The sequence below is a fragment of the Cupriavidus sp. KB_39 genome, assembly GCF_052114485.1.
Classification (GTDB): domain Bacteria; phylum Pseudomonadota; class Gammaproteobacteria; order Burkholderiales; family Burkholderiaceae; genus Cupriavidus.
Map to the genome: position 1 here is coordinate 149793 of NZ_JBFREV010000002.1, position 25252 is coordinate 175044.

Below are 25252 nucleotides of genomic sequence, written 5' to 3' on the forward strand. Positions count from 1 at the left end.
TCTAACTCCTTCAATACCAATTGGAATGATCCGGGGATTTTATTTCGTTTGCCAGTCCCTTGCACGCACGCGCAGAATCGGAAAAACCGTTCTTTTCGAATCTCTTCCCCCTCTTCCCCCTCTTTCCCTCCTCGGAATCGACCTGATGCAACGCCGTCCCCTGCTCCAAGCCATCGCCGCCGCCACTGCCTTCGCGGCCGCTGGCCTGACCCTGCCCGCCTTTGCCCAGGGCACGTATCCGACCAAGCCGATCACGCTGGTCGTGCCGTTCCCGGCCGGTGGCACCACTGACATCGTGGCCCGCATCGTGGCCGACAAGCTGGGCCAGCAACTGGGCCAGGCCGTAGTCGTGGATAACCGCGGCGGCGCCGGCGGCAGCATCGGCACGGGCTACCTCGCCAAGGCCGCGCCGGACGGCTACACGCTCGGCATCGCCACCGCCTCGACCCACGGCATCAACCCGGCCGTGTACCCGCGCCTGCAATACGACGCCACCAAGGACTTCACCCCCATCACGAACCTGGCTTCGGTGCCGAACGTGATGAGCATCCACCCGGGTGTGAAGGCCACCGACATGAAGTCGTTCATCGCGCTGGCCAAGGCCGAGCCGAACAAGATGGCCTATGGCTCGGCCGGCAACGGCAGCGTCTCGCACATGATGGGCGAACTGTTCAAGATGAGCAGCCACACCGAACTGCTGCACGTGCCGTACAAGGGCGTGGGCCCGGCGCTGAACGACGCGCTGGCCGGCCAGGTCCAGGTGCTGTTCGACAACCTGCCCTCCTCGCTGCCGTTCATCGAAGGCGGCAAGCTCCGCGCGCTGGCCGTAGCCGCGCCGAAGCGCGTGGCTGCCCTGCCGAACGTGCCGACCTTCGCCGAACTGGGTCTGGGCGAAGTGAACGACTCGGCATGGTTCGGCCTGATCGCCCCGGCCAAGCTGCCCGCCGACATCCAGGCCAAGCTGAACGCCGCCGCCGTGAAGGTGCTGGCGATGCCGGAAGTGAAGGCCAAGCTGGAAAAGCTCGGCGCCACCCCGGTGGGCGACACCCCGGCGCAGTTCGCCAAGCAGATTTCCACCGAAGTGGCCAAGAACAAGCGCGTGGCAGCCGCCGCCAAGATCTCCCTGGACTAATCCACGGAACAAACCCAGGCACAGCATGACTGAAGCAGACCGAAAGACCGCGGAAAGCCCGTACTTCCTGCACATGCCGGAAGGCGAGAGCAGCCCGCTCTTTCTCGATTCCCCGCACAGCTGCACCACGTATCCGGCGGACTTCCGCTACGCCGGCAACCTGCCCCTGCCGCTGCTGCGGCAGGCGGAAGACACCTTCGTGGATGCGCTCTATGCCGACGCCCCCGGGCGCGGCATCCCGCTGCTCTGCGCCGGCTTCCCGCGCAGCTACCTCGACGCCAACCGCGGCCTGGGCGAGATCGACGAAGTCCTGCTGGACGCGCCGTGGCCCGGCGCCAAGCAGGAAACTTCCAAGACCCGCCTCGGCAAGGGCCTGGTCTGGCGCGTGCTGGACACCGGCGAGCCGATCTACGACCGCAAGCTCGGCGTGGCCGAACTCCAGTCCCGCATCGACCGCTACTACGTGCCCTACTACGCCCAGTTGCAACGGCTGGCGGACGAAGGCGTGGCGCGCCACGGCAAGGTCTGGCACATCAACTGCCATTCCATGCCGAGCGAGGCCGCCCAGTACGCGACCGAGCACCCCGGCCTGCAACACCCGGATTTCGTGGTGGGCGACCGTGACGGCACCACCTGCGACACGCGTTTCACCGACCGTGTGGAAGGCGTGCTCAAGGAGATGGGCTACGACGTCTGGCGCAACCACCCCTACAAGGGCGTGGAGATCGTGCGGGTGCTGGGCCAGCCCCAGGCCAACCGCAACAGCCTGCAGCTTGAGATCAATCGCAAGCTGTACATGGATGAAGTCGGCCTCGCGCCCAACGCCGGCTTCGACAAGCTCAAGCGCGACCTCAACGCGCTGATGGACGACCTGCTGCGCTTCACGCGCACCGCCTGAGGTCTTCCCCAAGGTCATCCCTGACCGTTCCCGCCCGCGCTCGCGGGCGGGGATCATTCCATCGCGTGCACTGCATCGGGGTTCGCCTGACTTGCGCCGCGTGCGCCTTTTCTGATATTGGAACGACGCCGATCCCGCATGAACGCAGCGTGATCACGGCGGTTGCGCTGCCGTTACGCGCAATTCGAACGGAACGTAACAACATTTCGGAACTTTGGCGCGGGGCTTTCCTCTATCATGGCAATCCTTCGCCAACCCTCCTTGCTGAACAAGCAAAGACGATCCCGTGATCCGACGAATTTCCGAACTGTTTGGTGGCCGGCTGTGCATGCTGACCGCCGCAGTGGCAGGCGCGCTGGCCCTCGCCGGGTGCGCCACCGCACCGGGCGATGAGGCCACCGACACCGCCGCCGCCCCGGGCACCACGCCCGCCGCTACCGCTCCCGCTTCTGCCACACCGACTGTCAAGCCCCCGCCAGTCGTCAATACCAACCCACCGATCAAGACCGTGACGTTGCCCGACAAGGGCCGCGTGAGCCTGGCCGAGTATCGGACCCGGATGCGCGAACAGCTGATGAAGACCGAGAACGCGACGGCCAGCGTGGCCGATTGCGCCGCGCATGCCAGCTGGGTGGTGCCGCGCTCGGCCACCTACGACGCGCTCAAGATTCCCACCGGCGCGCTGAGCAATGGGCAGGCCACGGTGGAGCCGTGGAGCGGCCGGTTCTCGCAGGGCAAGCAGGCTGTGCCGGTGAATTCGGTGGTGACGTTCGCGGCCTCGGCCCACAAGCGTGTCGGCGAGGCGCAATGGCAACCCGTGCGGGTGCGTTGTGGGTATGACGAGGGGATGATGCTGGCCTACGAACTGCTCGACAGCAACGGCGACGTCATCGCCGAGCCAGCCGCCGCGCCGGCCGTGGCCACGCCGACGACGACGTCGAAGAAGAAGGGCAAGAGCAGCGCCAAGGCGTCGACATCGTCGTCGAAGTCGACAAAATCGACGACGAAGACGTCAACCAAGACGAAGAAGAAGCAGTAAGCGCTGGAGGTTCTCCCCTCGCCCGCTTGCGGGGAGGGGAGGAACACCTTGAGCCTTATTCCAGATACTCCAGCACCGCCTGGAGCATCGCCGTGCCCAGCAGGCCGCTTTTCGCACCATTCCATCCCACCGCGGGATCGGGCAGGTCGGCGTTGTCCTTGAACGGCATTTCCAGCGTCAGCGCCAGGCACCCGAAGGTGTGGCCGATGTATTTCGACGCCAGCTTCAGGGCGTCCGCGTTGTACTTGCTGGCCGCGTAGCCGTGCACGTCCTGGAAGTCCGGCGTGGCGCGCTTGAAGGCGTCGATAAAGCGCGTCTGCTGCTCGCGCTGCGCATCGGTGAAGCCCGGCAGCATCTCGCTCCCGGCCACGAAGTTATAGGGCAGCCCTTCGTCGCCGTGGATGTCGAAAAACAGGTCCACGCCCGTGGCCTCGATGGCGCGGCGCACGTGCCATACCTCGGGGCTGGTTTCCAGGCTCGGCTGCATCCACTCACGGTTCAGGTTCGCGCCCGCGGCATTGGTACGCAGGTTGCCGCGCGCAGAACCGTCCGGATTCATGTTCGGCACGATGTGGAACACCGCCCGGTCCAGCAGCTTGCGGGCCACCGGGTCGCCGGCCCACATGCCGGTGCCGGTCAGCCGCTGCAGCACGCCTTCGCAGAACCATTCGGCCATGCTCTCGCCCGGATGCTGGCGGGCGATCATCCACACTGTCTTCTTGCCTGGCCCCGGCTGGCCCACGGTCACGCAGGTCAGGTCGCGGCCATCGACGGTACTGCCCAGATGCGACAGCCGCGCCAGCGGCGAGCGCTGGCACGAGGCCAGCAGCGACAGGTGGCGCTCCTCGGGATACGGCTCGAAATAGGCCAACCACACGCTGTCGTGCTCGGGCGTGAATTCGACGGTCAGCGTGCCGCCCTCATAGCGCGTGGGCACGCGGAACCAGTGCGCGCGGTCGTAGGACGCCACCGCGCGGTAGTCGCGCCAGCCATCGGGATAGGTGCACTCGCCGGCGTTCACGAATTGGAGCCGGCACGCCTGCCCCGCCGCCCCTTGCAGCCGGAAATGGAACCACTGGCGGAAATCGGCGTGGGAGTCGGCGCGAATGCGCAGGCGGATATCGTCGGCACGGTCCAGCGCCTCGACTTCGATCGCGCCGGAATCGAACAGCGTGGAGATATGCAGGGCTGAGGTCATGGGAATCGGGTTCTCCAGTCAGCGATCAGTCTTTTATCAGTCTTCCAGGCGGCGGCGGAACACCCAGCGGGTGTCGTCCGACGCGGCCTTGTCGTAGGCGTAGCCGTCTTCGGCAAACCGCTTGAGCTTGCTGGCCTCGGTCACGCGGTGCGTCACCGCATAGCGCGCCATCGTGCCCCGGGCGCGCTTGGCGTGGAACGAGATGATCTTGTAGCGCCCGCCCTTCCAGTCCTCGAACACTGGCGTGATCACGCGCGCGGCAAGCACCTTGGGTCGCACAACCTTGAAATATTCCTCGGAGGCGAGGTTCACGAGCGTGGCCGCGCCCTCGTGCTTGAGGTCGGCCATGTCCTTGTTCAGGAGGGTCGTGACGTCGTCGCCCCAGAACGCATAGAGGTCCTTGCCGGCCACGTTGTCCAGGCGCGTGCCCATTTCCAGCCGGTACGGCTGCATCCAATCCATCGGGCGCAGCACGCCATACAGGCCGGACAAGATGCGAATGTGCTTCTGGGCGAACCCGAGGTCATCGGTGGACAGCGATTTCGCGTCCAGCCCATCGTAAACATCGCCATTGAAGGCCAGCACCGCCTGCTTGCTGTTGGCCGCCGTGAACTCGGGGCTCCAGTCCGCAAAGCGGGTGACGTTGAGCACGGCGAGCTTGTCGGAGATGTCCATCAGCGCGGCTACGTCCTGCGGCGCCAGCCGGCGCAGGCGCTCGATCAGCGTGGTGGAACGGTCGACAAAACGCGGCATCGTGTGGGTCTTGATGCGCGGGGGCGTCTCGTAATCCAACGACTTGGCAGGAGACAGAACGATGAGCATGGCAAAATCGCGGGCAGGAACAAAGACCAGATTGTAGCGAATGCCCACAGACACCACCGCCGGCGCCCCTTGCGTCGCTTTTGCCGCCCCGCCGCCCCGCGTGGTCCTCGACTCCAATATCTGGGTCGATTTGCTCGTATTCCAGGACCCCCACGTGGCGCCGATCCGCGCCGCGCTTGACGCCGGAACCATCGCCCCGGTGATCCGCGCCGACTGCCGGGAGGAGCTGCGCCGGGTACTGGCCTACCCGCAATTCGCGCGGTTTTCGGTCGATATCGATGCCGCGCTGGCCCAGGTGGACCGGCTCGCCACGCTCGAACCCGCCCCGGACCAGACCGACTTCGACGCCGTGCGGCTGCCCAAGTGCCGCGACACCGACGACCAGAAGTTCATCGAACTGGCGCATTTCTCGCGCGCCGCGCTGCTGGTCTCCAAGGACAAGGCCGTGCTGAAGCTCAGGAGCCGCCTGCGCCGCATGAGCGGCGTGGAGATCCTGCCGCCGCCGGCTTTCGCCGCCTGGCTGGCCGCCGCGACCGAGGCATCCACTGCCGGCGCCGATCCCCGCTAAAATGACCCGCTTGTCCTGAACCCGCCGCCCTAACCTGCCTCCTTCCCGCGCCATGTCCGCAGAATCCTCGCTCGCACCCCTGACCCCGCCGCTGTCGCGCCTGCCCAAGGTCGGCACGACCATCTTCACCGTGATGTCGGCGCTGGCCGCCGAGAAGAACGCCGTCAACCTCGGCCAGGGTTTCCCGGATTTCGACTGCGACGCGCGCATCGTCGATGCCGTGGCCCACGCCATGCGCACCGGCCACAACCAGTACCCGCCAATGGCCGGCGTGCCCGCGCTGCGCCAGGCCATCGCCGGCAAGATCGCCACGCTGTACGACCACACGTACGACTGGAATACGGAAATTACGATCACGGCCGGCGCCACGCAGGGCCTCCTGACGGCGATCCTGTGCGCAGTGCATCCGGGCGATGAAGTGATCGTGCTCGAGCCCTGCTACGACAGCTACCTGCCCGCCATCGAAATGGCCGGCGGCGTCGCAGTGCCCGTCACGCTTGAGGCGCCGGCGTTCCGGATCCCGTTCGACAAGCTCGCCGCCGCCATCACCCCCAAGACGCGGATGATCCTCATCAACACGCCGCACAACCCCACGGGGACCATCTGGCGTACCGATGACATGCAGAAACTGGCCGATCTGCTAGCCGGCACGGACATCCTGCTGCTCTCGGACGAGGTGTACGAGCACATGGTCTACGACGGCCAGCGGCACGAGTCGGTCTCGCGCCATCCGGAGCTGGCGCGGCGCAGCTTCGTGGTGTCGAGCTTCGGCAAGACCTATCACGTCACGGGCTGGAAGATCGGCTACGTGGCCGCGCCGGCTGCGCTGTCGAACGAATTCCGCAAGGTCCACCAGTTCAACGTGTTCACGGTGAACACGCCGGTGCAGTTCGGGCTGGCCGACTACATGGCCGACCCGGCGCCCTACCTGGACCTCGCCGGCTTCTACCAGGCCAAGCGCGACTACTTCCGCACCGGGCTGGCCTCCACGCGCTTCAAGCTGCTGCCCTCGGACGGGACGTACTTCCAGTGCGTCGATTATTCGGCGATTTCCGATATGAGCGAAGCCGATTTCTCGATGTGGCTGACGCGCGAGATCGGCGTGGCCGCGATTCCAGTGTCGGCGTTCTATTCGCAACCGCGCGAATCGGGCGTGGTGCGGTTCTGCTTTGCGAAGAAGGAAGAGACGCTGAAGTTGGCGCTGGATCGGTTGGCGAAGATTTGAGGGATTCCGGCAGCCCGGGAACGTGGTCGGCTCCCGGGCTGCATGGGTTAGTTGCCGACGTGGCACCTTCCCTCCATTCTTCCTGTTGAACTGGCTCATAGGAATTCAGAGCCGGCTCGAATGCAAACGCCTCCTCGGTCCAACCATCCAGTTCCCCGCATATCACGCGGTAGGTGTACATCATTTCCGCTGCAACGCCGATTTGCACAAACCTGCATCGCGCACCGGGTGCGACTTCCCCAACCAAGGGGGCAACTGGAGGCACCATTCCTTCGGGATTCCCGTAGAGGGGGACGGGTTTCGTCGCCACATGCGTTCTGATCGGTACTTGGTAGCCGCTGCAATATCCCAGAGCCAAGACGATGCAGAACAATGCTGCGACGAACCATGGCCACGCCTTACCAGTTTGCCAACGCGCCACCTTCCCCCCCCTTATTTCAGTGAGAACAGTTCGTACGGATCTAGCCGCGGCGCAAATGCACCACCGGCGTCAGTCCATCCGTCCAAATCCCCACACTTCACCCGGTAGGAGAACATCATTTCCTCCGCAATGGTCACCTGAATAAACCTGCAGCGTTCACCGGCCTGCACCTTACCTATGACGGATTCAACGGGCTCAACCATCCCAGCGGCATCTCCGTATAGCTCGATGGGTATTGTCGCAACGTGAGTGCTAAGAGGGATGCGATAGCCCGCCCAGTATCCATAGAGCATTCCGCCAACAATGCAGGCAAGCCCCACGGCGCACCAGTGACGGGCTTTACCAGTTTGCCGACGCGCCACCTTCCCACCCCTTTTTATAGTTTCGCGTCTCGACGAGACGATTCGACTTCTTCAATACGCCGAGTAATTCAGCGGGCATGACCGGTGTCAGCTCGCCAAACGCTCGCGGATCGCGCGCCATGATGCCGGCCAACTCAAGCACATCGGCAACGTTGGAGCTGCATGAATTATCGAATAATGAGTATTTCGCATTGACCGCCACACGTCTTTCCAGTTCGTCTCTAATGAGGGCCTTCTCTCGTAGAGATACCCACATCAGCAGCCCGACGGCATCGCGATATACGCCCTTTCCGATTGTGCCGTCTGGCTTGGTTCTCCATCGCCTCGTGTTACCAATCAGATATTTTCTGTACCCGCCCTTGAAGAATAATATTGGGGCACGGCTGTAGACGGTGCCGTCAATTTCGATGGCAGCGTGCCCCCACTGCGAGCCACGGCTAAGCAACCTCGAATCAAACACCACCACCTCAATAAACTCCCGCTGCACGGGAATCGGCTTCGCTTCATCAAACCTTGTCAACGTAGTCGCCCGGACGCCGGCGCGCACCAGCGTCTTGCCCGTGGTCGGAGAGGTCAGCGTTTCGGTCATCGCTCACCCCTCGACGTAGATCGTCACGTTGTCGGCGCGTTGCTGGGCTGCCAGCAGATGGGTGCGGCCTTGTGCGTCGGTTGTGCCGAATTCGGGCGCGGCGCCGGCCCGGACCGCCGCGTATTCCGTGTTGGGCAGCGGCTCGCCGGTGGCGCTGTCGCGCAGGATGTAGCGGTCGTCGTAGCGGTCCTCTTCATCGGGCGCCGGGTCGGCCGAGGTTCCGCTCACCGGGTGCCGGACCGTCGCCTGGGCGCCTATCGAGGAAATCAGCCGGGCGCCGCACGCGGTCAGCATGCCGTCGAGCGCCATGGCGCGGCCCATGGCCTGGAAGGTGGGATCGCCCTCGATGATCGGGAAGGTGCCCTTGCATTGCGGACACCAGACCATGTGTCCGACGCCGGCCGCCGGTTCCCCGTAGAAGACGAACGTGGGCTCGCCCTCCAATACCTTGCCGCCGTGTGTCGTCGTATCGCCCCGGCGAACGATGCCTTTTTGACCCGCCATACGTGCCCCTTCGTTGTTAGATGAGCCGCCATCTAACCGACGAAAAAATCGGCCGTATATAGAAGAATCCTGATTAATTTGCACCAAATGGTGAGTGCTCGGAAAACCCCGAGCCGCGCATTTCCCATCGGCCCTGCCAATGCAAAGCGCCCCGCAAGCGGGGCGCCAGAAAATGCTGATCAAAGCCTATCCGGTGAATCGCGGCGATTTACCGGTTGCGGCTCAGCATCAGCTCGGTATTGGCCTTGCGGTCCGCGTTGACCTTCTGCACGCTCGCCCGCTCGGACATGGCCTTGAGGTAGGCCTTGACCGGCAGGTCCGCCAGCAAATCTTCGCCGTAGATGATTTTCGTGCAGGACGACACCAGCGGCAGGTGGCAGATGGCGGCGCAGTCGGCCAGCGTGAAGGTGTCGCCAGCCACGAAGGGCGAGAATTTCGCCAGCTTGGCGAAACCGGGGATATAACGGTCCAGCAGGCGGCGCTGGCGCTCCTTGAGGTTATCGCTGACCTTGCCGCCGAAAAACGCCTCCGGATACAGCTCGCGCACCGTCAGCTCCAGATATACCTCCATGAAGGTGACGAGTTCGCGCACCTTGCCCGCCTGGTAGGCGTCATGCGGCAGCAGCGGCGCCTGGAGATAAGTCGCCTCGATGTATTCCGCGATGGTTTCCGATTCGCACAGCGGCCCGGAATCGGTGATGATGTAGGGCACCTTGCCGAGGGGCGTCGCCGCGAGGTCGGTTTCGCCGATCCAGGCCAGCACTTCCTCGAATGGCAGGTTCTTTTCCAGCAGCGCCAGCTTGACCTTGTTGTAGTAATTGCTGGCGGCAAAGCCGCAGAGCTTCAGCATGTCGTCTCTCTCCGTTATTGAAATGGATCGTCCGGGTCGCGTCCATGTAGACCCGAGGACGCTTGAGGCGCCCCCGCCTGGCCGATCTTCGCACGCCACGTAAGCCTACCCGCTGTCGCGGAAGATGCAGAAATCGTACGATCGTGCTAATTTAACCACAACTTTTTTTGGACGAACGATGAGCCAACCCACTATTCAAACGCTCGGCATCGTCGGCACGGGCGCCATGGGCCGCGGTATTGCCCAGATTGCCGCACAGGCGGGCCTGACGGTCAACCTGTTCGATGTCAACGCCCAAGCCGTGGCCGCCGCGCGCCAGTACCTGCAGGACACGTTCGCCAAGCTGGCCGACAAGGGCAAGATCAGCGCCGCCGACAGCGAGGCCGCGCTGGCCCGCGTGAAGCCGTGCAACGCGCTGGAAGACCTGGCCGGCTGCGACATGGTGCTGGAAGCCATCGTGGAGAAGCTCGAGGTCAAGCGCGACCTGATCGCCAAGCTGGAAGCCATCGTCCGGGAAGACGCGGTGATCGCGTCGAACACCTCGTCGCTGTCGATCACGGCCATCGCCGTGGGCGCCAGGCACCCGGGCCGCGTGGTGGGCTACCACTTCTTCAACCCGGTGCCGCTGATGAAGGTGGTGGAGGTCATCGACGGCCTGTCGGGCAACCCCGCCATCGGCGATCAGCTCATGGAACTGTCGCGCCGCATGGGTCACACGCCGGTGCGTTGCAAGGACATGCCCGGCTTCATCGTCAACCACGCCGGCCGTGGCATGAATATCGAAGGGCTGAAGATCGCCCAGGAAGGCGTGGCCGAATTCGTCGATATCGACAACATCATGCGCGAGCAAGCCGGTTTCCGCATGGGCCCGTTCGAGCTGATGGACCTGACCGGGCTCGATGTGTCGCACCCGGTGATGGAATCGATCTACAACCAGTTCTATCAGGAAGCGCGCTACCGCCCGTCGCCGATCACGGCGCTGCGCTACACGGGCGGGCTGCTGGGCCGCAAGACCGGCGCGGGCTTCTACGCCTACCCGGACGGCCAGAAGCAGGTGCCTGCCGCCAAGCCGGTGCCCGATGCGCGCCCGGCCAGCGTGTGGGTGAGCCGCGCCAATGAGCGTGGTCATGCGATGACCGTGAAGCTGCTGACCGCGCTCGGCGTCACGCCGGAAGGCGGCAACGCCCCGTCCGCCGACGCACTGATCGTGGTCACCCCGCTGGGTCTCGACGCCACCACGACTGCCCTGCAGCAAGGGCTCGATGCCAGCCGCGTGGTCGCCATCGACACGCTGCTGCCGTTCGAAGCCACCAAGCGCCGCACGCTGATGACCACGCCGGCCACCAGCGCCGCCGCCCGCGACGCCGCGCACGGCCTGTTCGCCAGCGATGGCGTGCCCGTCACCGTGATCCGCGACTCGGCCGGCTTCGTCGCCCAGCGCATCATCGGCTGCATCGTCAATATCGCCAGCGACATCGCCCAGCAACGCATCGCCACGCCGACCGACATCGACCTCGCCGTGAACCTCGGCCTGGGCTACCCCAAGGGCCCGCTGGCGCTGGGCGATGCGATTGGCGCCGCGCAGATCCTCGAAGTGCTGAGCAACCTGGACCGCCTGACTGGCGACATGCGCTACCGCCCGAGCCCGTGGCTGTGGCGTAGGGCCGGCCTGGGCCTGTCGCTGCTGACCGAAGAAGCCTGATCCTCCCGGGCGCCCCGCCGAGACACGGGGCGCTTTTTTCTCCCGCATTGCCCATCAAGAGGCCGCCATGACCGCCCAACTGCTTTCCCAACGCGTGGACGCCACGCTCGTCCTGACCATCTCGAACCCCGAGGCGCGCAACGCGCTGCATCCGGACATCTACGCGGCAAGCCAGGAGGCGCTGGAAGTGGCGGCGCGCGACAACACCATCCGCGCGGTGGTGCTGACCGGCGCCGACGGCGTGTTCTGCGCCGGCGGCAACCTGAACCGCCTGCTCGGCAACCGCTCCCAGCCGGCCGAGGTACAGGCCAAAAGCATCGAAATCCTCAATCACTGGATCGAAACGCTGCACGCGTTCCCCAAGCCGATCATCGCCGCCGTGGAAGGCCCCGCCGCCGGCGCGGGCTTCTCGCTGGTGCTGGCGTGCGATTTCGTGGTGGCGGCCAGCGACGCCAAGTTCGTCATGGCCTATGTGAAGGTGGGCCTGACGCCGGACGGCGGCGGCTCCTACGAACTGGCCCGCATGCTGCCGCGCCAGCTCGCCAGTGAAATGATGATGGATGGCAAGCCGGTCGATCCGGCACGACTGGCCCATTTCGGCATCGTGAACCGCGTGGTGCCGCCGGGGCAGGCCGTGACCGAGGCGCTGCGCATTGCCGAGAACCTGGCCAAGGAATCGCCGAACGCGGTCCAGGGCATCAAGGCGCTGATCAACCACGCCGGCAGCGCCTCGCTGACCGAGCACTTGGCCGCCGAGCGCGACAGCTTCGTGAAAGCGCTGCACCACCCGGACGCGGGCGAAGGCATCAGCGCCTTCCTGGAGAAGCGCAAGCCGAACTACCGCTGAAGTCCCCCCGCGCCACGCACCGACGCCATCGCCACATAAAAAAGACAGACCGGAGACAGCATGAGCAGCAACGTTTCGCATTTTGAAGGGACCCGCCCCGTGGCCGACCAGCAGCGCTTCGACATGGGCGCGCTCGAGACCTGGATGCGCCAGCATGTGGAGGGCTTTGCCGGCCCGCTGACCATCGAGCAATTCAAGGGCGGCCAGTCGAACCCCACGTTCAAGCTGATCACGCCCGGCCAGACCTATGTGATGCGCGCCAAGCCGGGGCCGAAGGCGAAGCTGCTGCCGTCGGCGCATGCCATCGAGCGCGAATACCGCGTGATGGCCGCCCTCGCCCAGACCGACGTGCCCGTAGCCCGCATGTTCGCGCTCTGCGAGGACGAGTCGGTGATCGGCCGCGCGTTCTACATCATGGAGTTCGTCAGCGGCCGCGTGCTGTGGGACCAGGCGCTGCCGGACATGACCCCGGCCCAGCGCGGCGCGATCTACGACGAGATGAACCGCGTCATCGCCGCGCTGCATTCGGTGGACTACAAGGCGATCGGGCTGGCCGACTACGGCAAGCCGGGCAACTACTTCCAGCGCCAGATCGAGCGCTGGAGCAAGCAGTACAAGCTGTCCGAGACCGAATCGATCCCGGCGATGGACCAGCTCATCGCATGGCTCCCGAATCACATTCCCGCCGATGCCGACGAACTGACCACCATCGTCCATGGCGACTACCGGCTCGACAACCTGATGTTCCACCCCACCGAGCCGCGCGTGCTGGCCGTGCTCGACTGGGAGCTGTCCACGCTGGGCCATCCGATGGCTGACTTCGGCTATCACTGCATGAGCTGGCATATCCAGCCGGGCCAGTTCCGGGGCATCGCCGGGCTCGACCATCAGGCGCTGGGCATTCCCGATGAAGCCGCCTATCGTCGCCTGTATGAGCAGCGCACCGGCCGCCAGATCACGGGCGACTGGAATTTCTACCTCGCCTTCAGCATGTTCCGCATCGCGGGCATCCTGCAGGGGATCATGAAGCGCGTGGTCGATGGCACGGCGTCGTCGGCGCAGGCCACCGACGCCGGCAAGCGCGCCCGCCCGATGGCCGAAATGGGCTGGGCCTACGCGCAGAAATCAGGCGCCTGATCCTGCATCTTCCTGCCCGACATCGCCCCGCACCGCCGGGGCGATGTGCCTTCTGGGGGGGCAATTGTCTGCATGTCATCAGACAACTGAGTACTATCCCTAGCCATAACCCTGATGACCAAAGGCTAAATCGCGTCTACACTGCTGCCATGTTGTACGACAACAGACGATAAGCAGATAAGCATTAGGAGACACAGCATGAGCAATCGCCGCCAATTCCTTGGCCAGGCATCGGGCCTGGCCGCACTGGGCGCCTTCGGCACCTCTGGCATCCTCGCCCCGGCGTCGGCCTGGGCTGCCGACAAGTGGCCGACCAAGCCGATCCGGCTGGTGGTGCCCTACCCCGCCGGCGGTTCGTCGGACATCATCGCCCGCCTGATCAGCAAGCCGCTCGGCGAAGCGCTGGGCCAGGCCGTGGTGGTGGACAACCGTCCGGGCGCCAACGGCAACATCGGCGCCGCCATGGTGGCGCAGGCCGGCACGGACAACCACACGCTGCTGCTGTGCGATGTGGGCGCGCTGGCCATCAGCCCGTCCGTCTACACCAAGCTGAGCTTCAGCCCTGAGAAAGATCTCAAGGGCGTGTCGATGCTGGCCTACTCGCCCCACCTGCTGGTGGTGCATCCGTCGGTGCCCGCCAACAACCTCAAGGAACTGGTGGCGCTGTCGCACAAGCAGACGCTGAACTTCGCCGTGACGGCCATCGGCAGCGCGCCGCATCTGGCGGGCGTGGCGGTGCAGCAGGCCACCGGCGCGGCATGGCAGTACGTGCCGTACAAGGGCGGCGCGCAGGCGATTGCCGACACCGTGGGCGGTACCGCGCAGGTGCTGATGAACGGGATGCTGGCGACCTATCCGCAGGTGCAGGCCGGCAAGCTCAAGCTGCTGGCCGTGTCCAAGCGCACGCGCATGGCGCTGGTCGGACAGGTGCCGACGATTGCCGAGCAAGGCGTGGCGAACTTCGAATCGGGTACGTGGCAGGGCGTGATGGCGCCGTCCGGCATGCCGGATGCGCTCGTGGCCCGCCTCTCGAGCGAGCTGATCCGCATCATCCGCACCCCGGAAATCCGCGCGCAACTGGCCGGCCAGGGCGCCGAAGTGGTGACCATGACGCCGCCGGAAACCAGCAAGTTCTTCTCGACCGAGGAAAAGCGCTGGGCCCAGGTGGTGAAGGCCGCAGGCGTGAAGCTGGACGGCTGACGCCACCGGCATTCCCCGCTGCAACGCGGCAAGCAAAAAGGGCGCGATATCTTCGCGCCCTTTTTGTCTTTCCTGCAGCATCAATCCGGCTGAATCACTCCCCCAGCGCCACCCCTTCACGGCGCGGGTCCGCGCCGCCGGCCCAGCCCGGCTTGCCGTTCGGCAGGGTCTTGCGCACGATGGCCTGCGTGCCGCTCGTCATCTCGATCTCGGCCACCTGATGGCCCATGCCGCGCAGCGATTCCACCAGTTGCGGCGTCACCAGACCCTTCTCCACTTCGGTCGGGCCATTGCGGCTGCCGAAGTTGCCCATGCCCACGGCGGTCTGCACGTCCATGTCCCAGTCCAGCAGGCCGACCAACGTCTTCGACACGTACTCGATGATCTGCGAGCCACCCGGCGAGCCCAGCGCCGCCACCAGCTTGCCGCTCTGGCGGTCGAACACCAGCGTCGGCGCCATCGACGAGCGCGGGCGCTTGCCCGGCTGCACGCGGTTGGCCACCGGCTTGCCGTTCTCGCTCGGCGTGAACGAGAAATCGGTCATCTCGTTGTTCAGCATGAAGCCGCGCACCATGATGTGCGAGCCGAAGTACGACTCGATGGTCGTCGTCATCGACAACGCCCCGCCCCGGTTGTCCACGGCCACGATCTGCGACGTGGAGATGCGCGGCGGCGAACGATCCGGCGCGAACGCCACCTTCACTCCCGGCGGCGTGCCCGGCTGGGCGCGGCCCATGCTCTTGTCGCCGATCAGCGCGGCGCGCTCGGTCAGGTAGGCCGGGCTGACCATCGCGGCCACATCCACGGGCACGAAGTCGGCATCGGCCACGTAGAGGCCACGGTCGGCGTAGGCCAGGCGGTCGGCCTCGGAGATGGCGTGCACGGCCAGCGGCGCGGCTTCCACACGCGCCGGGGTGTTCACCGGCTGCGGCTTCAGGCTGGCCAGCGCGTAGCGTGGGTCGCGCTTCTCAAGGGCCTCCAGCGTGCCCAGGATCTGGGCGATGGCGATGCCGCCCGACGACGGCGGCGGCATGCCGCACACCTTCCAGCGCTTGTAGTCCGTGCAGACCGGCACGCGCTCCTTGGCGCGATAGCCCTTCAGGTCGGCCGTGCTCAGGCTGCCCGGATTGGCATGGCTGTTGACCTTGGCAGCGATGTCCTGCGCAATCGGCCCGTTATAGAACACGTTCGGGCCGCCCTTGGCGATCTCGCGCAGCGTCTTGGCCAGTTGCGGATTCTTGACGAGGGTGCCGACCGGCTTGGCCTTGCCCTGCGTATCGAGGAAGTAGCCGGCCATCTCCGACGAGCCCATCATGAACTTGTCGGCCGCCACCTGGGTGTAGAGCCGCTGGGACATCGGGAAACCGTTCTCGGCCAGCGTGATGGCGCGCTGGAACAGTCGCGCCCAGGGTAGCCGGCCATGCTGGCGGTGCGCCATCTCCAGCGCGCGCAGCACGCCGGGCACGCCCACCGAGCGGCCGCCGATCTGGCCTTCGGAGAATTCCATCGGCTTGCCGTCCGCGCGCATGAACAGGTTCTCGGTGGCGCCGGCCGGGGCCGTCTCGCGCCCATCGAAGGCCTGCACGCGTTTGCCGTCCCAGTACATGATGAAGGCGCCACCGCCGATGCCGGTGGCCTGCGGCTCCACCAGCGTCAGCACGGCCTGCATGGCGACGGCGGCGTCGATGGCCGAGCCGCCCGCGCGCAGGATCTCGCGCCCGGCCTCGGTGGCCAGCGGATTGGCCGCGGCGGCCATGTGCTTCTGCCCGTAGCTGGTGGTCATGTCGGGCCGGTAACCCGACGAGACCTCCGGCGCGGGCGGCATGGCAGCCGCCGGCGCCTGGGCCGGCGCGGCCGTGGCCGTGCCCGATGCCGATGGCGTGCCCGCATCCTTGGCGGCGGTGCCGCAGCCCGCCAGCACGGCGGCCAGCGCCACGGCCAGCGTGCCGCGCCACAGCAAGGAGGGGGTTGACGGGGAAACTGCCGGTGTCTTCGTCACTGCGCGAGCCATGCCATCTCTCCTGGGGGGAAGCTGAGGCGATTGTAGACGCAGATGACCGGTAATGCGCTTGTAAACGGCTGATTGGCCGATCGGGGATGACCGGCGCGGAGGCACGGGAACGAGGCGGCGGGCGCCGCCCCGTATACATAGTGTCAGTTCGCCATCACAGCGTGGTGAACGACCAGTTCAGGTTCACGCCCTGCCCGTTCAGCGTGCCGCCGACGGTGACGTTGTAGCGCGTGTGGGCGGCCAGCGGCGCGCGCGGCGTGCAGATGGCCAGCCCGCGCGCGTAGCTCGACATGCCCGACGTGCGCGCATCCACCTTCTCGCAGGGCACGTTGGTGCCGGCGGCGTCGGTGATGGTGAACGTATCGGCATTGAACACCAGCGACGTGTTGATGGCCTGCACCGTCACCGGGTAGCCCATGGTCTGGCCCGTGTACGAAGGCGCCGGGTTGGGGCTCTCATTGTTGACCCAGCTCGCCGGCACATCGGCCTGGCCGCTGTACGGGTACGCCACCACCTGGTTATCCGCGCCGCCCTTGCTGGCATCGGCGAGGTCGATGGTCTGGTAGTAGCTGGCCGAGGTGCCGCCGCTGCTGCCGGCGCCCACGCTTTCCGCAAACCCGCTGCCGGCCGAGCCGTAGCTGCCCAGCAGCGCGGCGCGGTGGAACGGCGCGTTGACGAGGTCCGCCACGAGCGCGTCCTTCGGCGCCATCGACAGGTTGGCGCCCGCCGCGCTGGTCCACTTGTTGCCAGCCGCCACGACTTCCGCCGTGGCATTGGTCGGATAGGCGGCCTGGATGCGGTCGTTCGGCGCGGCGCCCGTGTAGCCGGACTTGCCCGACTGCTCGTCGTGCGTGAGCAGGTTGTTGGCCAGCATGTAGGCGGTGTGGTTCTGGGCGACGGTATTGAGCGCGTCGCGCGCGGTCAGCGGCGGCAGGCCCACCTGCTCGCGCCGATAGTTGGCGTAGCAGAGGCCGGCGCTGCGCGCGTCGTCCAGCACGCGATAGCCCGAGACGCCGGTGCCGCGCGCCGGCAGCAGGCTCACGCTGCCCGTGACCGGCGCCGGCGCGCTGCCGGTCACCGTGTAGCAGGCGCGGTCGGCGCCGGCCGGGAGCGTCGCCGTCTGGCTGCCGTTGGCGGGGGACTGCCCGGACGCCGCCTGGCTCGCATTGGCGGCGCCGGCTGCCGGGGCGGCGCTGGTGCCCGCGCTGGGGGCGCTATCGCCGCCACCGCCACAGGCGCTGAGCGCGAAGGCAGCGCAGGCTGCCAGGATCGCCATCGGGATCGGTCGCGCGAAGGCGTTCGCGCGGGAGGGCATGAAATCGTTAGACAAGTGTTTCCCTGGCATCGGAATGCGGATCTGTCGTCGTGGATGGAGGGGGCTGCCTGGGTGTGGACGCGCGCGCGGCGGCGCGGTGTCATGCGTGGCATGAGGCGTCCGGGGCAGGTGGAACGGGACGATGTTAGGGAGCGCCTCCCGCACCGTCCAGCCTGCTAACAATGGCTTACGTTGTGACCCGCGCGCGCGGCACGCGGGGGAAATGCGCGTTACGCGTTACGCGTCGGCGGGGGGACCGTCGCCCATGCCATTGCCGAGCGACGTCATCACCGCCATCAGCTGCTCGCGCAGCCAGCGGTTGGCGCCGTCGTTCTCGCCGCCGGCATGCCAATAAAGATGCAGTTCGAGCGCCGGCACCTTGAACGGCAACGCCAGCAGCCGGTTGGCGTACGGTTCGTTGGCGATGCGGGCGTAGCGCATCGGCAAGGTGGCGAGCAGGTCCGTGCAACTGACCACGCGGCACGCCGCCGCATAGTGCTGGCAGCGCAGCCGCACGCGGCGGGTCAGGCCCATTCGGTGCAGCGCCTGGTCCTCCAGGCCCGCCCCGCGCCGGCGTGACGACACGTGCACATGTTCGGCCGCCAGATAGCGCTCCAGCGTCAGCTCCTTCTTCACCAGCGGATGGTCGCGCCGCGCCAGCACCACCATCGGATCGGACATGAACGCGGCATGGTGAATCGCCGGGGACACCGGCAGCAGGATGTCGATGGCCGCATCGAGCGTGCCGGCGAGCAGTTCGGACTCCATCTCGCGACGGTCGAAGCGGATCGCCGCGATCTCCACGTGCGGTGCCATGGCCGTCACACGCGCCATCAGCGGCGGCAGCAGCGTGGACTCCAGCGCATCACGCATGCCGATAGTGAAGCGGCGCGTGGTGGCGGTGGGATCGAAGTGCGGCGTATCCTGCAGCGTGCGCGCGAACGACTGCAGCGCGCCGCGCACCTCGCCCGCCAGCGAGCGCGCCAGCGGCGTGGGCGCCATGCCCTGCCCGCGCCGCTCGAACAGCGGATCGTCGAACAGCGTGCGAAGCCGCCCCAGCGCGTGGCTGACGGCGGGCTGCGTCAGGTTGAGCTGACGCGCGGCTGCGGTGATGCTGCCTTCGCTGTAGATGGCATCGAACACCACGAAGAGGTTGAGGTCGATCCGGGATAGCTGCATGGCAGGCATTCTGGCATTAAAATGCAGGACATTGATACTGTCCAATCCAGAAAATTCATTTTTCTTATTACGCGCAGTCCGCTAGAGTAGGCCCCAGTCGGCATCCTTCCCAAGCGATGCCTGCCGTCACACCCCCGAATGTAGCGAGGAGACCCCATGCAATTCGAGTACACGCCCAAGGTCAAGGACATGCAGGCCCGGCTGCTGGCCTTTTTCGACAAGCATATCTATCCGAACGAAAAGCGCTTCTACGCCGAGATCCAGGCCAACCGCGAAGCCGGCAACGCCTGGATTCCCACCAAGGTGGTCGAGGAACTGAAGCCGCTGGCACGCGAAGCCGGGCTGTGGAACCTGTTCCTGCCGCGCTCCAAGCGGGCGCCGGAGGGGCTGTCGAACCTCGAATACGCACCGATGTGCGAGATCATGGGCCGCGCGCCCTGGTCGCCCGAGGTGTTCAACTGCGCTGCGCCGGACACCGGCAACATGGAAACGCTGGAGCGCTACGCCACCGAGGAACTCAAGGACCAGTGGCTGGAACCGCTGCTGCGCGGCGAGATCCGCTCGGCCTTCCTGATGACGGAGCCGGACGTGGCCTCCTCGGACGCCACCAATATCAGCTGCCGCATCGAGCGCGACGGCGACCATTACGTGATCAACGGCACCAAGTGGTGGTCGTCGGGCGCCGGCGACCCCCGCTGCAAGGTCTACATCGTGATGGGCAAGACCAATCCCGATGCCGGCCGCCACGAGCAGCAGTCGATGGTCGTCGTGCCGGCGGACACCCCGGGCATCACTATCAAGCGCTTCCTGCCCGTGTTCGGCTATGACGATGCGCCGCACGGCCATATGGAGATCGAACTCAAGAACGTGCGCGTGCCGGCCGCCAACATCCTGCTGGGTGAAGGGCGCGGCTTCGAGATCGCCCAGGGCCGCCTCGGCCCGGGCCGGATCCACCACTGCATGCGCAGCATCGGCGTGGCCGAGCGCGCGCTGGAACTGATGTGCAAGCGCAGCCTGGACCGCGTGGCCTTCGGCAAGCAGATCGCCCGCCAGGGTGTGACGCAGGAGCGCATCGCCGAAGCCCGTTGCGACATCGAGATGGCCCGCCTGCTGACGCTGAAGGCCGCCTACATGATGGATACCGTAGGCAACAAGGTAGCCAAGGCCGAGATCGCCATGATCAAGGTGGTGGCGCCGAATGTGGCGCTGCGCGTGATCGACTGGGCGATCCAGGTGCATGGCGCCGCGGGTGTCTCGGGCGACTTCCCGCTGGCCAACTGGTGGGCGCACCAGCGCACGCTGCGCCTGGCCGATGGTCCGGACGAGGTGCACCGCAATGCCATCGCCAAGCTGGAACTGGCCAAGCACATGAGCCTGAACCCGGACAGCATCCAGATGCCGGTGACGCGCGGCTCCTGAGCCTCGCTGGTAGTCGTAATTCCCCGAAACGCGCGGCCTGTCGGTCGCGCGTTTTTTCATGGGAGCCGCCGCGATGACCGCACCGCCAGCAGGCTTATTTCTTCTGTGCTCTAATCGCTCGGACCCTGGCGACGCTGGTCGCCGGGCCCCTTCCCCATCGGAATTTTCCGAAAGTTTCCGAAGCAGCCAGGAGAGCGCTCCCTCATGATCGACGTCTACACCTGGGCCACGCCCAACGGTCACAAGGTCCACATCATGCTCGAGGAATGCGGCCTCGAGTACAAGGTTCATCCGATCAACATCGGCGCCGGCGACCAGTTCGGCGAGGCCTTCCTCAAGATCAGCCCGAACAACAAGATCCCGGCCATCGTCGACAGTGACGGGCCGGACGGCCAGCCCATCTCGCTATTCGAATCGGGCGCCATCCTGCTGTACCTGGCCGGCAAGACCGGCAAGTTCCTGCCGGAGGACGTGCGCGGCAAGTACGAGGCCCTGCAGTGGCTGATGTTCCAGATGGGTGGCGTGGGGCCGATGCTGGGCCAGGCGCATCACTTCCGCATCTACGCGCCGGAGAAGATCGAGTACGCGGTGAACCGCTACACCAACGAGGCCAAGCGGCTCTACGGCGTGATCGACAAGCAGTTGTCGCAGCACGCCTGGCTGGCCGGCGACAGCTACAGCGTGGCGGACATCGCCACCTTCCCGTGGCTGCGCAGCTGGCAGAACCAGGGCGTGGAGCTGGACGACTACCCGCACCTGAAGCGCTGGTTCAACGAGATTGCCGAGCGCCCCGCCGTGAAGCGTGGCGTGGAAGTGCTCGCCAAGGAGCGCAAGCCTATGCGGACCGACGCGGAGCGCGAGATCCTGTTCGGCGCCACGCAGTACCAGCGCCGCTGATCGCCTGCATCCCGGTCAGCCTTCAGGCCGCCCGGGGCAGCGCGACCACGGGTTCGGCTTCCAAGATTGGCGAGCGCGCGCAGCACAGCAGACCCGCGCCGGGCACCATGGCGTCGATGCAGTAGTCGTCGTGACGGTCCGGCGCGAAAGCCATGCCCGGCTGCAGGTAGACGGTGCGCACACCGGCCGTGCCGCGCGTGGCGCGCCATTGCAGGCACAACGTGCCGCGATAGCAGGTGGCCCACATCGTGTCATGCGCGTGCAGCTGCTGGGCCCAGTCGGGCTCGCCGGGCTCGATCACGACAAAACTCGGCGTGCCGGGCCGGCTGCCGGCCTGCGGCACGGTGCGCACCAGCACGCTGTCCAGCACGGCCTGGAGCATGACCGGCTGCCCCGGCTGGGGCGTGAAGACATCGCCTCCGGCCAGCGCGGCCAGTTCCTGCCCGGAGGACAGCACGCGCAGGCCGCCGCGCAGGCAGGCCCACCATTCGGACGGGGCGGAAACAATGCCGGATTGCACGTCGCCGGCACGCAGGAACACGTGGTGGCAGGCGTGGCCGAGCCCGGCCGTTGCCGGAATGACACATAACTGTAAACCGACGCTCAGGTCCGGAGAGTCCGGCAGGGGCGGCGTTGCACCGCACAACCCGGCGTCGAAAAACGAAAAAATCTGCATGGCATTCCCCAAAACGGAGCCTGGGACGCAGGGGTCCCACGGAATGCGCAATGGCGGCAGGCCCGATGCGGCGCGGATCTCCCGCCCGACGACCTCCCCCCTCACTGCGCGACTGCCCCGTTTCGGTACGGCTTAGGTGCCGTCCGGTAATACCATCGCTCCGTACCCGTTTTGGGCACATCCCTTATGATGCGGATCTGGTACCGATAGAACGACGAACTATAGGTTGTCGTGACGCTTGGGTCAAACCCTTAGGCTCTGAGCGACTTAAAATCCACAAAGCAGCATATGACAGGCGACCCTCTCAAGCTGTTCGGGCGACATCTGACCTGGTTGCGCAAGCAGCGCGGCTGGTCACAAGAAGCCCTGTCGCTGGAAAGCGGTCTGGCAAGATCGTACCTCAGCGGCATCGAACGCGGCACACGTAATGTGGCTCTTTATAACATATGTACTCTAGCTGACACACTCGGCGTGGCTCCGCCCGAGATGTTGGACTTCTCGCGCCACGAAACCGCCGCCGCGCCCGTGGAGGCGCCGCGCTCGCCGTATCAGGCCGACACCTCGCCGGCCGTGCAGGCAACGATGCGCTACATGGCCGAACTGAGCGATTTCGAGCGCGACGTGGTGGCCGGCGTGGCCCGCGCGCTGGCCCGCAAGCAGCCGCGCTGAGCCTTATACCGTCAGCAGGCCCTGGCGTTCGATGAAGGCGATGATCTGATCGAGCCCCTGCCCGGCCTTGACACTCCCCATCACGAACGGCCGCTCCCCGCGCATCTTGCGGGCATCGGCTTCCATGATCTCGAGTGAGGCCCCCACGTACGGCGCGAGGTCAGTCTTGTTGATCACCAGCAGGTCAGACTTCGTGATCCCCGGCCCGCCCTTGCGCGGGATTTTCTCCCCGCCGGCCACGTCGATCACGTAGATCGTCAGGTCGGACAATTCCGGGCTGAAGGTGGCGGCCAGGTTGTCGCCGCCAGACTCGATGAAGACGATGTCGGCATCGGGAAACTTCGCCAGCATACGGTCCACGGCCTCGAGGTTGATCGAGGCGTCCTCGCGGATCGCCGTGTGCGGGCAGCCGCCCGTCTCCACCCCCATGATCCGCTCCGCCGGCAGCGCGCCGGAGATCGTCAGCAGGCGCTGGTCTTCCTTCGTATAGATGTCATTGGTAATAGCGACCAGGTCGTAGCGGTCGCGCATGGCCTTGCAGAGCATTTCCAGCAGCGTGGTCTTGCCGGAGCCCACGGGGCCGCCCACGCCAACGCGCAGGGGCGGATTTTTCTTGGTTCGGGTCATGTTTGTGGCTGGGTCAGGAACGGAACAGCCGGGAGTACTGCGTCTCGTGGCGTGCGGAGAGCAGGCCCAGCATCGGGGAAAAAGTGGACAGGCGGGGCGGATCGGCGTCGGCGCGCTGCGCCGCTTCGTCGACCACGGCCAGCACGGCCGGGTGCAGCCCGTGCAGGATGTGCTGGCCGGCCACCTGGCCGAGCGGCACCGCCTTGAGCGCGGCGGCGACCTGGTTTTCGGCCCAGTTGAAGGCATAGGCCGCGAGACCGTCGCGCGCATCCACGCCAAGCGCCACGCAGGCGGCCGTGAACGCGGTGGGCAGGCAGATCGGCGCCAGTTCGGACAAGTCCGATGCCATGGCGGCCTCGCCCCACCCCATCTGGCCGATCAGTTTCGACAGCGACCAGCCCATCTGCTCGGTTTCAAGCCGAAGCTCCGCCGTCTCGCGCGTGGCGTGAAACCAGTCGTTCCAACGCCGTACAGCAGCCAGGTCGTGCGCCTGCCAGGCACGATGAAGCAGCAGCCAGACCGGCGCCTCGCAGTGCGCCTGCACATGCGTGAGGTTGTCCCGGATCCACCGCTCGGCGCTGGCCGCATCGCTAACCAGCCCGCAGTCGATGGCCGCCTCAAGCCCCTGCGAATAGCTGAAACCGCCAATCGGCAACGCCGGCGACGCCAGATGCAGCAGCGAAATCAATTGGGGGAGCGCGGTCATGGGTGCGGATGCGGTTTGCGCGGAGTGGACTTCGGCACGCGCCGGCCCTCTCCCCCGGCCCGTCTCCCTGAGGGAGAGGGGAGACAACCCACAGCATTTGCCGTGCCGAGGGGCTGCTCCCCTCTCCCGCTTGCGGGAGAGGGGTTGGGGGCGAGGGCGGGCGCGTCTACAAATCCGCGGGCGATCAAAGCCTGATGAATGGCCACCAGCACGGATTCAGTCTGCTGAAGCACCTCATTGTTCCAATACCGCAGGACGACATAGCCCTCGCGGCGAAACCACGCGTCGCGCTTCCGATCCGATTGGCCTCCGTGCTGGCCGCCGTCGGCTTCGAGCACGAGCTTGTATTCCATGCAGACGAAATCGACGATGTACGGGCCAAGCGGCACCTGGCGTTTGAACTTCAAGCCCAGGAAACGGTGGGCACGGAGGTGGTACCACAGTCGTTGCTCTGCCTCGGTCATGCCGGCTCTTAGCGCACGGACGAACGTTGGCTTCGGCGCGCGCCGGCCCTCTCCCCCAACCCCTCTCCCTGAGGGAGAGGGGAGACCACCCACGGCTTGCTCCCCTCTCCCGCTTGCGGGAGAGGGGTCGGGGGAGAGGGAACGCGCCTCAACCTGCGTCATCGCGATTCAGTGCTTGTGGCCGCAGTGCTCGTCATGGACGTGACCATGGTCGTGACTGTGGTCGTGCCCGTGGGCATGGCTGTGGCCGTGGTCATGCCCGTGCGAATGCCCATGGTGATCCTGGAACACCGCCTGCGCCGCTGCGTAGTCTTCGGCGAAGGTCGCGTCGTGGCCGTGTTTGTGGCCGCCGCCGTAGGCGCCGGCTTCGGGTTCGAAGGGCAGTTCGGCGCGGGTGGCCTGCACGCCGAGGCGGGCCAGCATGTCGGCCAGCACGGCATCGAATTCGAGGCGGAGGTAATCGCGGCCGACTTCCACCGGGGTGTGGCGGTTGCCCAGGTGGTAGGCGGCGCGCATCAGGGCCAGCGGGTCGGCCGCCGTCACTTGCAGCACGGACTCGGGGGCCGCCTGCACTTCGACGAAAGTACCGTCCTCGGCTACCAGCAGGTCGCCGCCGCGCAGCACGGTGCCGCGCGGCAGGAACAGCGCTGCTTCCGCCCCGTTGTCGAGCACGGCGCGCAGGCGGCTCTTGCTACGCTCGCCGAACGGCAGCACGAGCTTCGGGGCGCGGCGCACCAGCACCGGCGCGATGCCGTGCGGGGCGGGGAGGTGTTTGTCGATCTTGATCACAATCCG

General features: G+C 66.2%; 25 protein-coding genes and 1 pseudogene. 13 read left to right on the forward strand and 13 right to left on the reverse strand.

What is annotated here, in order from left to right; translation table 11 throughout:
- The first annotated feature begins 145 nt into the window (after positions 1–145).
- The 3 genes from AB4Z27_RS01995 (at position 146) to AB4Z27_RS02005 (ending at position 3069) form a co-directional block, all read left to right on the forward strand.
- Positions 146–1132 (forward strand): Bug family tripartite tricarboxylate transporter substrate binding protein, encoded by a 987-nt coding sequence (locus AB4Z27_RS01995; RefSeq protein WP_092292501.1) that lies wholly within the window; start codon positions 146–148, stop codon positions 1130–1132.
- A 25-nt stretch (positions 1133–1157) separates the two neighbouring features.
- Positions 1158–2030 carry an N-formylglutamate amidohydrolase gene (locus AB4Z27_RS02000; protein WP_092292499.1) on the forward strand — a complete coding sequence of 291 codons (873 nt, stop codon included), beginning with the start codon at positions 1158–1160 and terminating at the stop codon, positions 2028–2030.
- 286 nt (positions 2031–2316) lie between these two features.
- Positions 2317–3069, forward strand: a complete 753-nt coding sequence (locus AB4Z27_RS02005; RefSeq protein ID WP_369823390.1) for a BspC domain-containing protein — start codon at positions 2317–2319, stop codon at positions 3067–3069.
- A gap of 55 nt (positions 3070–3124) precedes the next feature.
- Here the strand turns inward: AB4Z27_RS02005 and AB4Z27_RS02010 are convergent, their stop codons facing one another.
- Both AB4Z27_RS02010 and yaaA read right to left on the reverse strand, forming a co-directional pair.
- Positions 3125–4267, reverse strand: a complete 1143-nt coding sequence (locus AB4Z27_RS02010) for a M14 family metallopeptidase (protein ID WP_092292495.1) — start codon at positions 4265–4267, stop codon at positions 3125–3127.
- A gap of 36 nt (positions 4268–4303) precedes the next feature.
- Positions 4304–5089, reverse strand: a complete 786-nt coding sequence (gene yaaA / locus AB4Z27_RS02015) for a peroxide stress protein YaaA (protein ID WP_441592021.1) — start codon at positions 5087–5089, stop codon at positions 4304–4306.
- Between the two features lie 40 nt (positions 5090–5129).
- On the opposite strand from yaaA, the gene AB4Z27_RS02020 reads away from it, so the two are divergent.
- On the forward strand, positions 5130–5657 hold the full coding sequence (locus AB4Z27_RS02020; RefSeq protein WP_092292491.1) for a putative toxin-antitoxin system toxin component, PIN family: 528 nt from the start codon (positions 5130–5132) through the stop codon (positions 5655–5657).
- A 52-nt stretch (positions 5658–5709) separates the two neighbouring features.
- Entirely contained in the window at positions 5710–6882 is a 1173-nt protein-coding gene (locus AB4Z27_RS02025; protein ID WP_441643836.1) for a pyridoxal phosphate-dependent aminotransferase, read from the forward strand.
- A 760-nt stretch (positions 6883–7642) separates the two neighbouring features.
- Here AB4Z27_RS02025 and AB4Z27_RS02030 read toward each other — a convergent pair.
- The 3 genes from AB4Z27_RS02030 to AB4Z27_RS02040 form a co-directional block, all read right to left on the reverse strand.
- Positions 7643–8254 carry a hypothetical protein gene (locus AB4Z27_RS02030; protein WP_092292485.1) on the reverse strand — a complete coding sequence of 204 codons (612 nt, stop codon included), beginning with the start codon at positions 8252–8254 and terminating at the stop codon, positions 7643–7645.
- A 3-nt stretch (positions 8255–8257) separates the two neighbouring features.
- Positions 8258–8758 (reverse strand): PAAR domain-containing protein, encoded by a 501-nt coding sequence (locus tag AB4Z27_RS02035; RefSeq protein ID WP_441592015.1) that lies wholly within the window; start codon positions 8756–8758, stop codon positions 8258–8260.
- 208 nt (positions 8759–8966) lie between these two features.
- Positions 8967–9608, reverse strand: a complete 642-nt coding sequence (locus AB4Z27_RS02040) for a glutathione S-transferase (RefSeq protein WP_092292481.1) — start codon at positions 9606–9608, stop codon at positions 8967–8969.
- A 178-nt stretch (positions 9609–9786) separates the two neighbouring features.
- On the opposite strand from AB4Z27_RS02040, the gene AB4Z27_RS02045 reads away from it, so the two are divergent.
- The 4 genes from AB4Z27_RS02045 (at position 9787) to AB4Z27_RS02060 (ending at position 14494) form a co-directional block, all read left to right on the forward strand.
- Positions 9787–11310, forward strand: coding sequence for a 3-hydroxyacyl-CoA dehydrogenase (locus tag AB4Z27_RS02045; protein WP_441592012.1), 1524 nt, complete (start codon positions 9787–9789; stop codon positions 11308–11310).
- A gap of 67 nt (positions 11311–11377) precedes the next feature.
- Complete coding sequence (locus AB4Z27_RS02050) at positions 11378–12157, forward strand: oxepin-CoA hydrolase, alternative type (RefSeq protein ID WP_441592011.1); 780 nt, start codon at positions 11378–11380, stop codon at positions 12155–12157.
- A gap of 60 nt (positions 12158–12217) precedes the next feature.
- Complete coding sequence (locus AB4Z27_RS02055) at positions 12218–13294, forward strand: phosphotransferase (RefSeq protein ID WP_441643837.1); 1077 nt, start codon at positions 12218–12220, stop codon at positions 13292–13294.
- A 198-nt stretch (positions 13295–13492) separates the two neighbouring features.
- Complete coding sequence (locus AB4Z27_RS02060; protein ID WP_092292473.1) at positions 13493–14494, forward strand: Bug family tripartite tricarboxylate transporter substrate binding protein; 1002 nt, start codon at positions 13493–13495, stop codon at positions 14492–14494.
- A gap of 94 nt (positions 14495–14588) precedes the next feature.
- Here the strand turns inward: AB4Z27_RS02060 and ggt are convergent, their stop codons facing one another.
- The 3 genes from ggt to AB4Z27_RS02075 all read right to left on the reverse strand — a co-directional run bounded on the left by ggt (position 14589) and on the right by AB4Z27_RS02075 (position 18999).
- Positions 14589–16505 (reverse strand): gamma-glutamyltransferase, encoded by a 1917-nt coding sequence (gene ggt, locus AB4Z27_RS02065; protein ID WP_441643838.1) that lies wholly within the window; start codon positions 16503–16505, stop codon positions 14589–14591.
- Positions 16506–16659: 154 nt separating this feature from the next.
- Positions 16660–17820: a CAP domain-containing protein gene (locus tag AB4Z27_RS02070; RefSeq protein WP_441643839.1), complete on the reverse strand. Its 1161-nt coding sequence runs from the start codon at positions 17818–17820 to the stop codon at positions 16660–16662.
- Positions 17821–18057: 237 nt separating this feature from the next.
- Positions 18058–18999: a LysR family transcriptional regulator gene (locus AB4Z27_RS02075; RefSeq protein WP_092292467.1), complete on the reverse strand. Its 942-nt coding sequence runs from the start codon at positions 18997–18999 to the stop codon at positions 18058–18060.
- A gap of 156 nt (positions 19000–19155) precedes the next feature.
- Between AB4Z27_RS02075 and AB4Z27_RS02080 the strand changes: the two genes are divergently transcribed.
- Together AB4Z27_RS02080 and AB4Z27_RS02085 are read left to right on the forward strand one after the other, a co-directional pair.
- Complete coding sequence (locus AB4Z27_RS02080; RefSeq protein ID WP_092292465.1) at positions 19156–20418, forward strand: acyl-CoA dehydrogenase family protein; 1263 nt, start codon at positions 19156–19158, stop codon at positions 20416–20418.
- 204 nt (positions 20419–20622) lie between these two features.
- Positions 20623–21315: a glutathione binding-like protein gene (locus AB4Z27_RS02085; RefSeq protein WP_092292463.1), complete on the forward strand. Its 693-nt coding sequence runs from the start codon at positions 20623–20625 to the stop codon at positions 21313–21315.
- A 22-nt stretch (positions 21316–21337) separates the two neighbouring features.
- Here the strand turns inward: AB4Z27_RS02085 and AB4Z27_RS02090 are convergent, their stop codons facing one another.
- Positions 21338–21991, reverse strand: coding sequence for a hypothetical protein (locus AB4Z27_RS02090; protein ID WP_092292461.1), 654 nt, complete (start codon positions 21989–21991; stop codon positions 21338–21340).
- 288 nt (positions 21992–22279) lie between these two features.
- Here AB4Z27_RS02090 and AB4Z27_RS02095 point away from each other — a divergent pair.
- A pseudogene (locus AB4Z27_RS02095) lies at positions 22280–22420 on the forward strand (helix-turn-helix domain-containing protein); the annotation flags it as partial.
- A 57-nt stretch (positions 22421–22477) separates the two neighbouring features.
- On the forward strand, positions 22478–22660 hold the full coding sequence (locus AB4Z27_RS02100) for a hypothetical protein (RefSeq protein ID WP_369823399.1): 183 nt from the start codon (positions 22478–22480) through the stop codon (positions 22658–22660).
- A gap of 3 nt (positions 22661–22663) precedes the next feature.
- Here the strand turns inward: AB4Z27_RS02100 and ureG are convergent, their stop codons facing one another.
- The 4 genes from ureG to ureE all read right to left on the reverse strand — a co-directional run bounded on the left by ureG (position 22664) and on the right by ureE (position 25246).
- Positions 22664–23287, reverse strand: coding sequence for an urease accessory protein UreG (gene ureG, locus AB4Z27_RS02105; RefSeq protein ID WP_092292457.1), 624 nt, complete (start codon positions 23285–23287; stop codon positions 22664–22666).
- A gap of 13 nt (positions 23288–23300) precedes the next feature.
- Positions 23301–23993: an urease accessory protein UreF gene (locus AB4Z27_RS02110; RefSeq protein WP_441643840.1), complete on the reverse strand. Its 693-nt coding sequence runs from the start codon at positions 23991–23993 to the stop codon at positions 23301–23303.
- Positions 23990–24550, reverse strand: coding sequence for an endonuclease domain-containing protein (locus tag AB4Z27_RS02115; RefSeq protein ID WP_255370740.1), 561 nt, complete (start codon positions 24548–24550; stop codon positions 23990–23992). Before AB4Z27_RS02115 ends, AB4Z27_RS02110 begins: the two co-directional genes overlap by 4 nt.
- Positions 24551–24625: 75 nt before the next feature.
- Complete coding sequence (ureE, locus tag AB4Z27_RS02120; RefSeq protein WP_092292451.1) at positions 24626–25246, reverse strand: urease accessory protein UreE; 621 nt, start codon at positions 25244–25246, stop codon at positions 24626–24628.
- Positions 25247–25252: the final 6 nt, after the last annotated feature.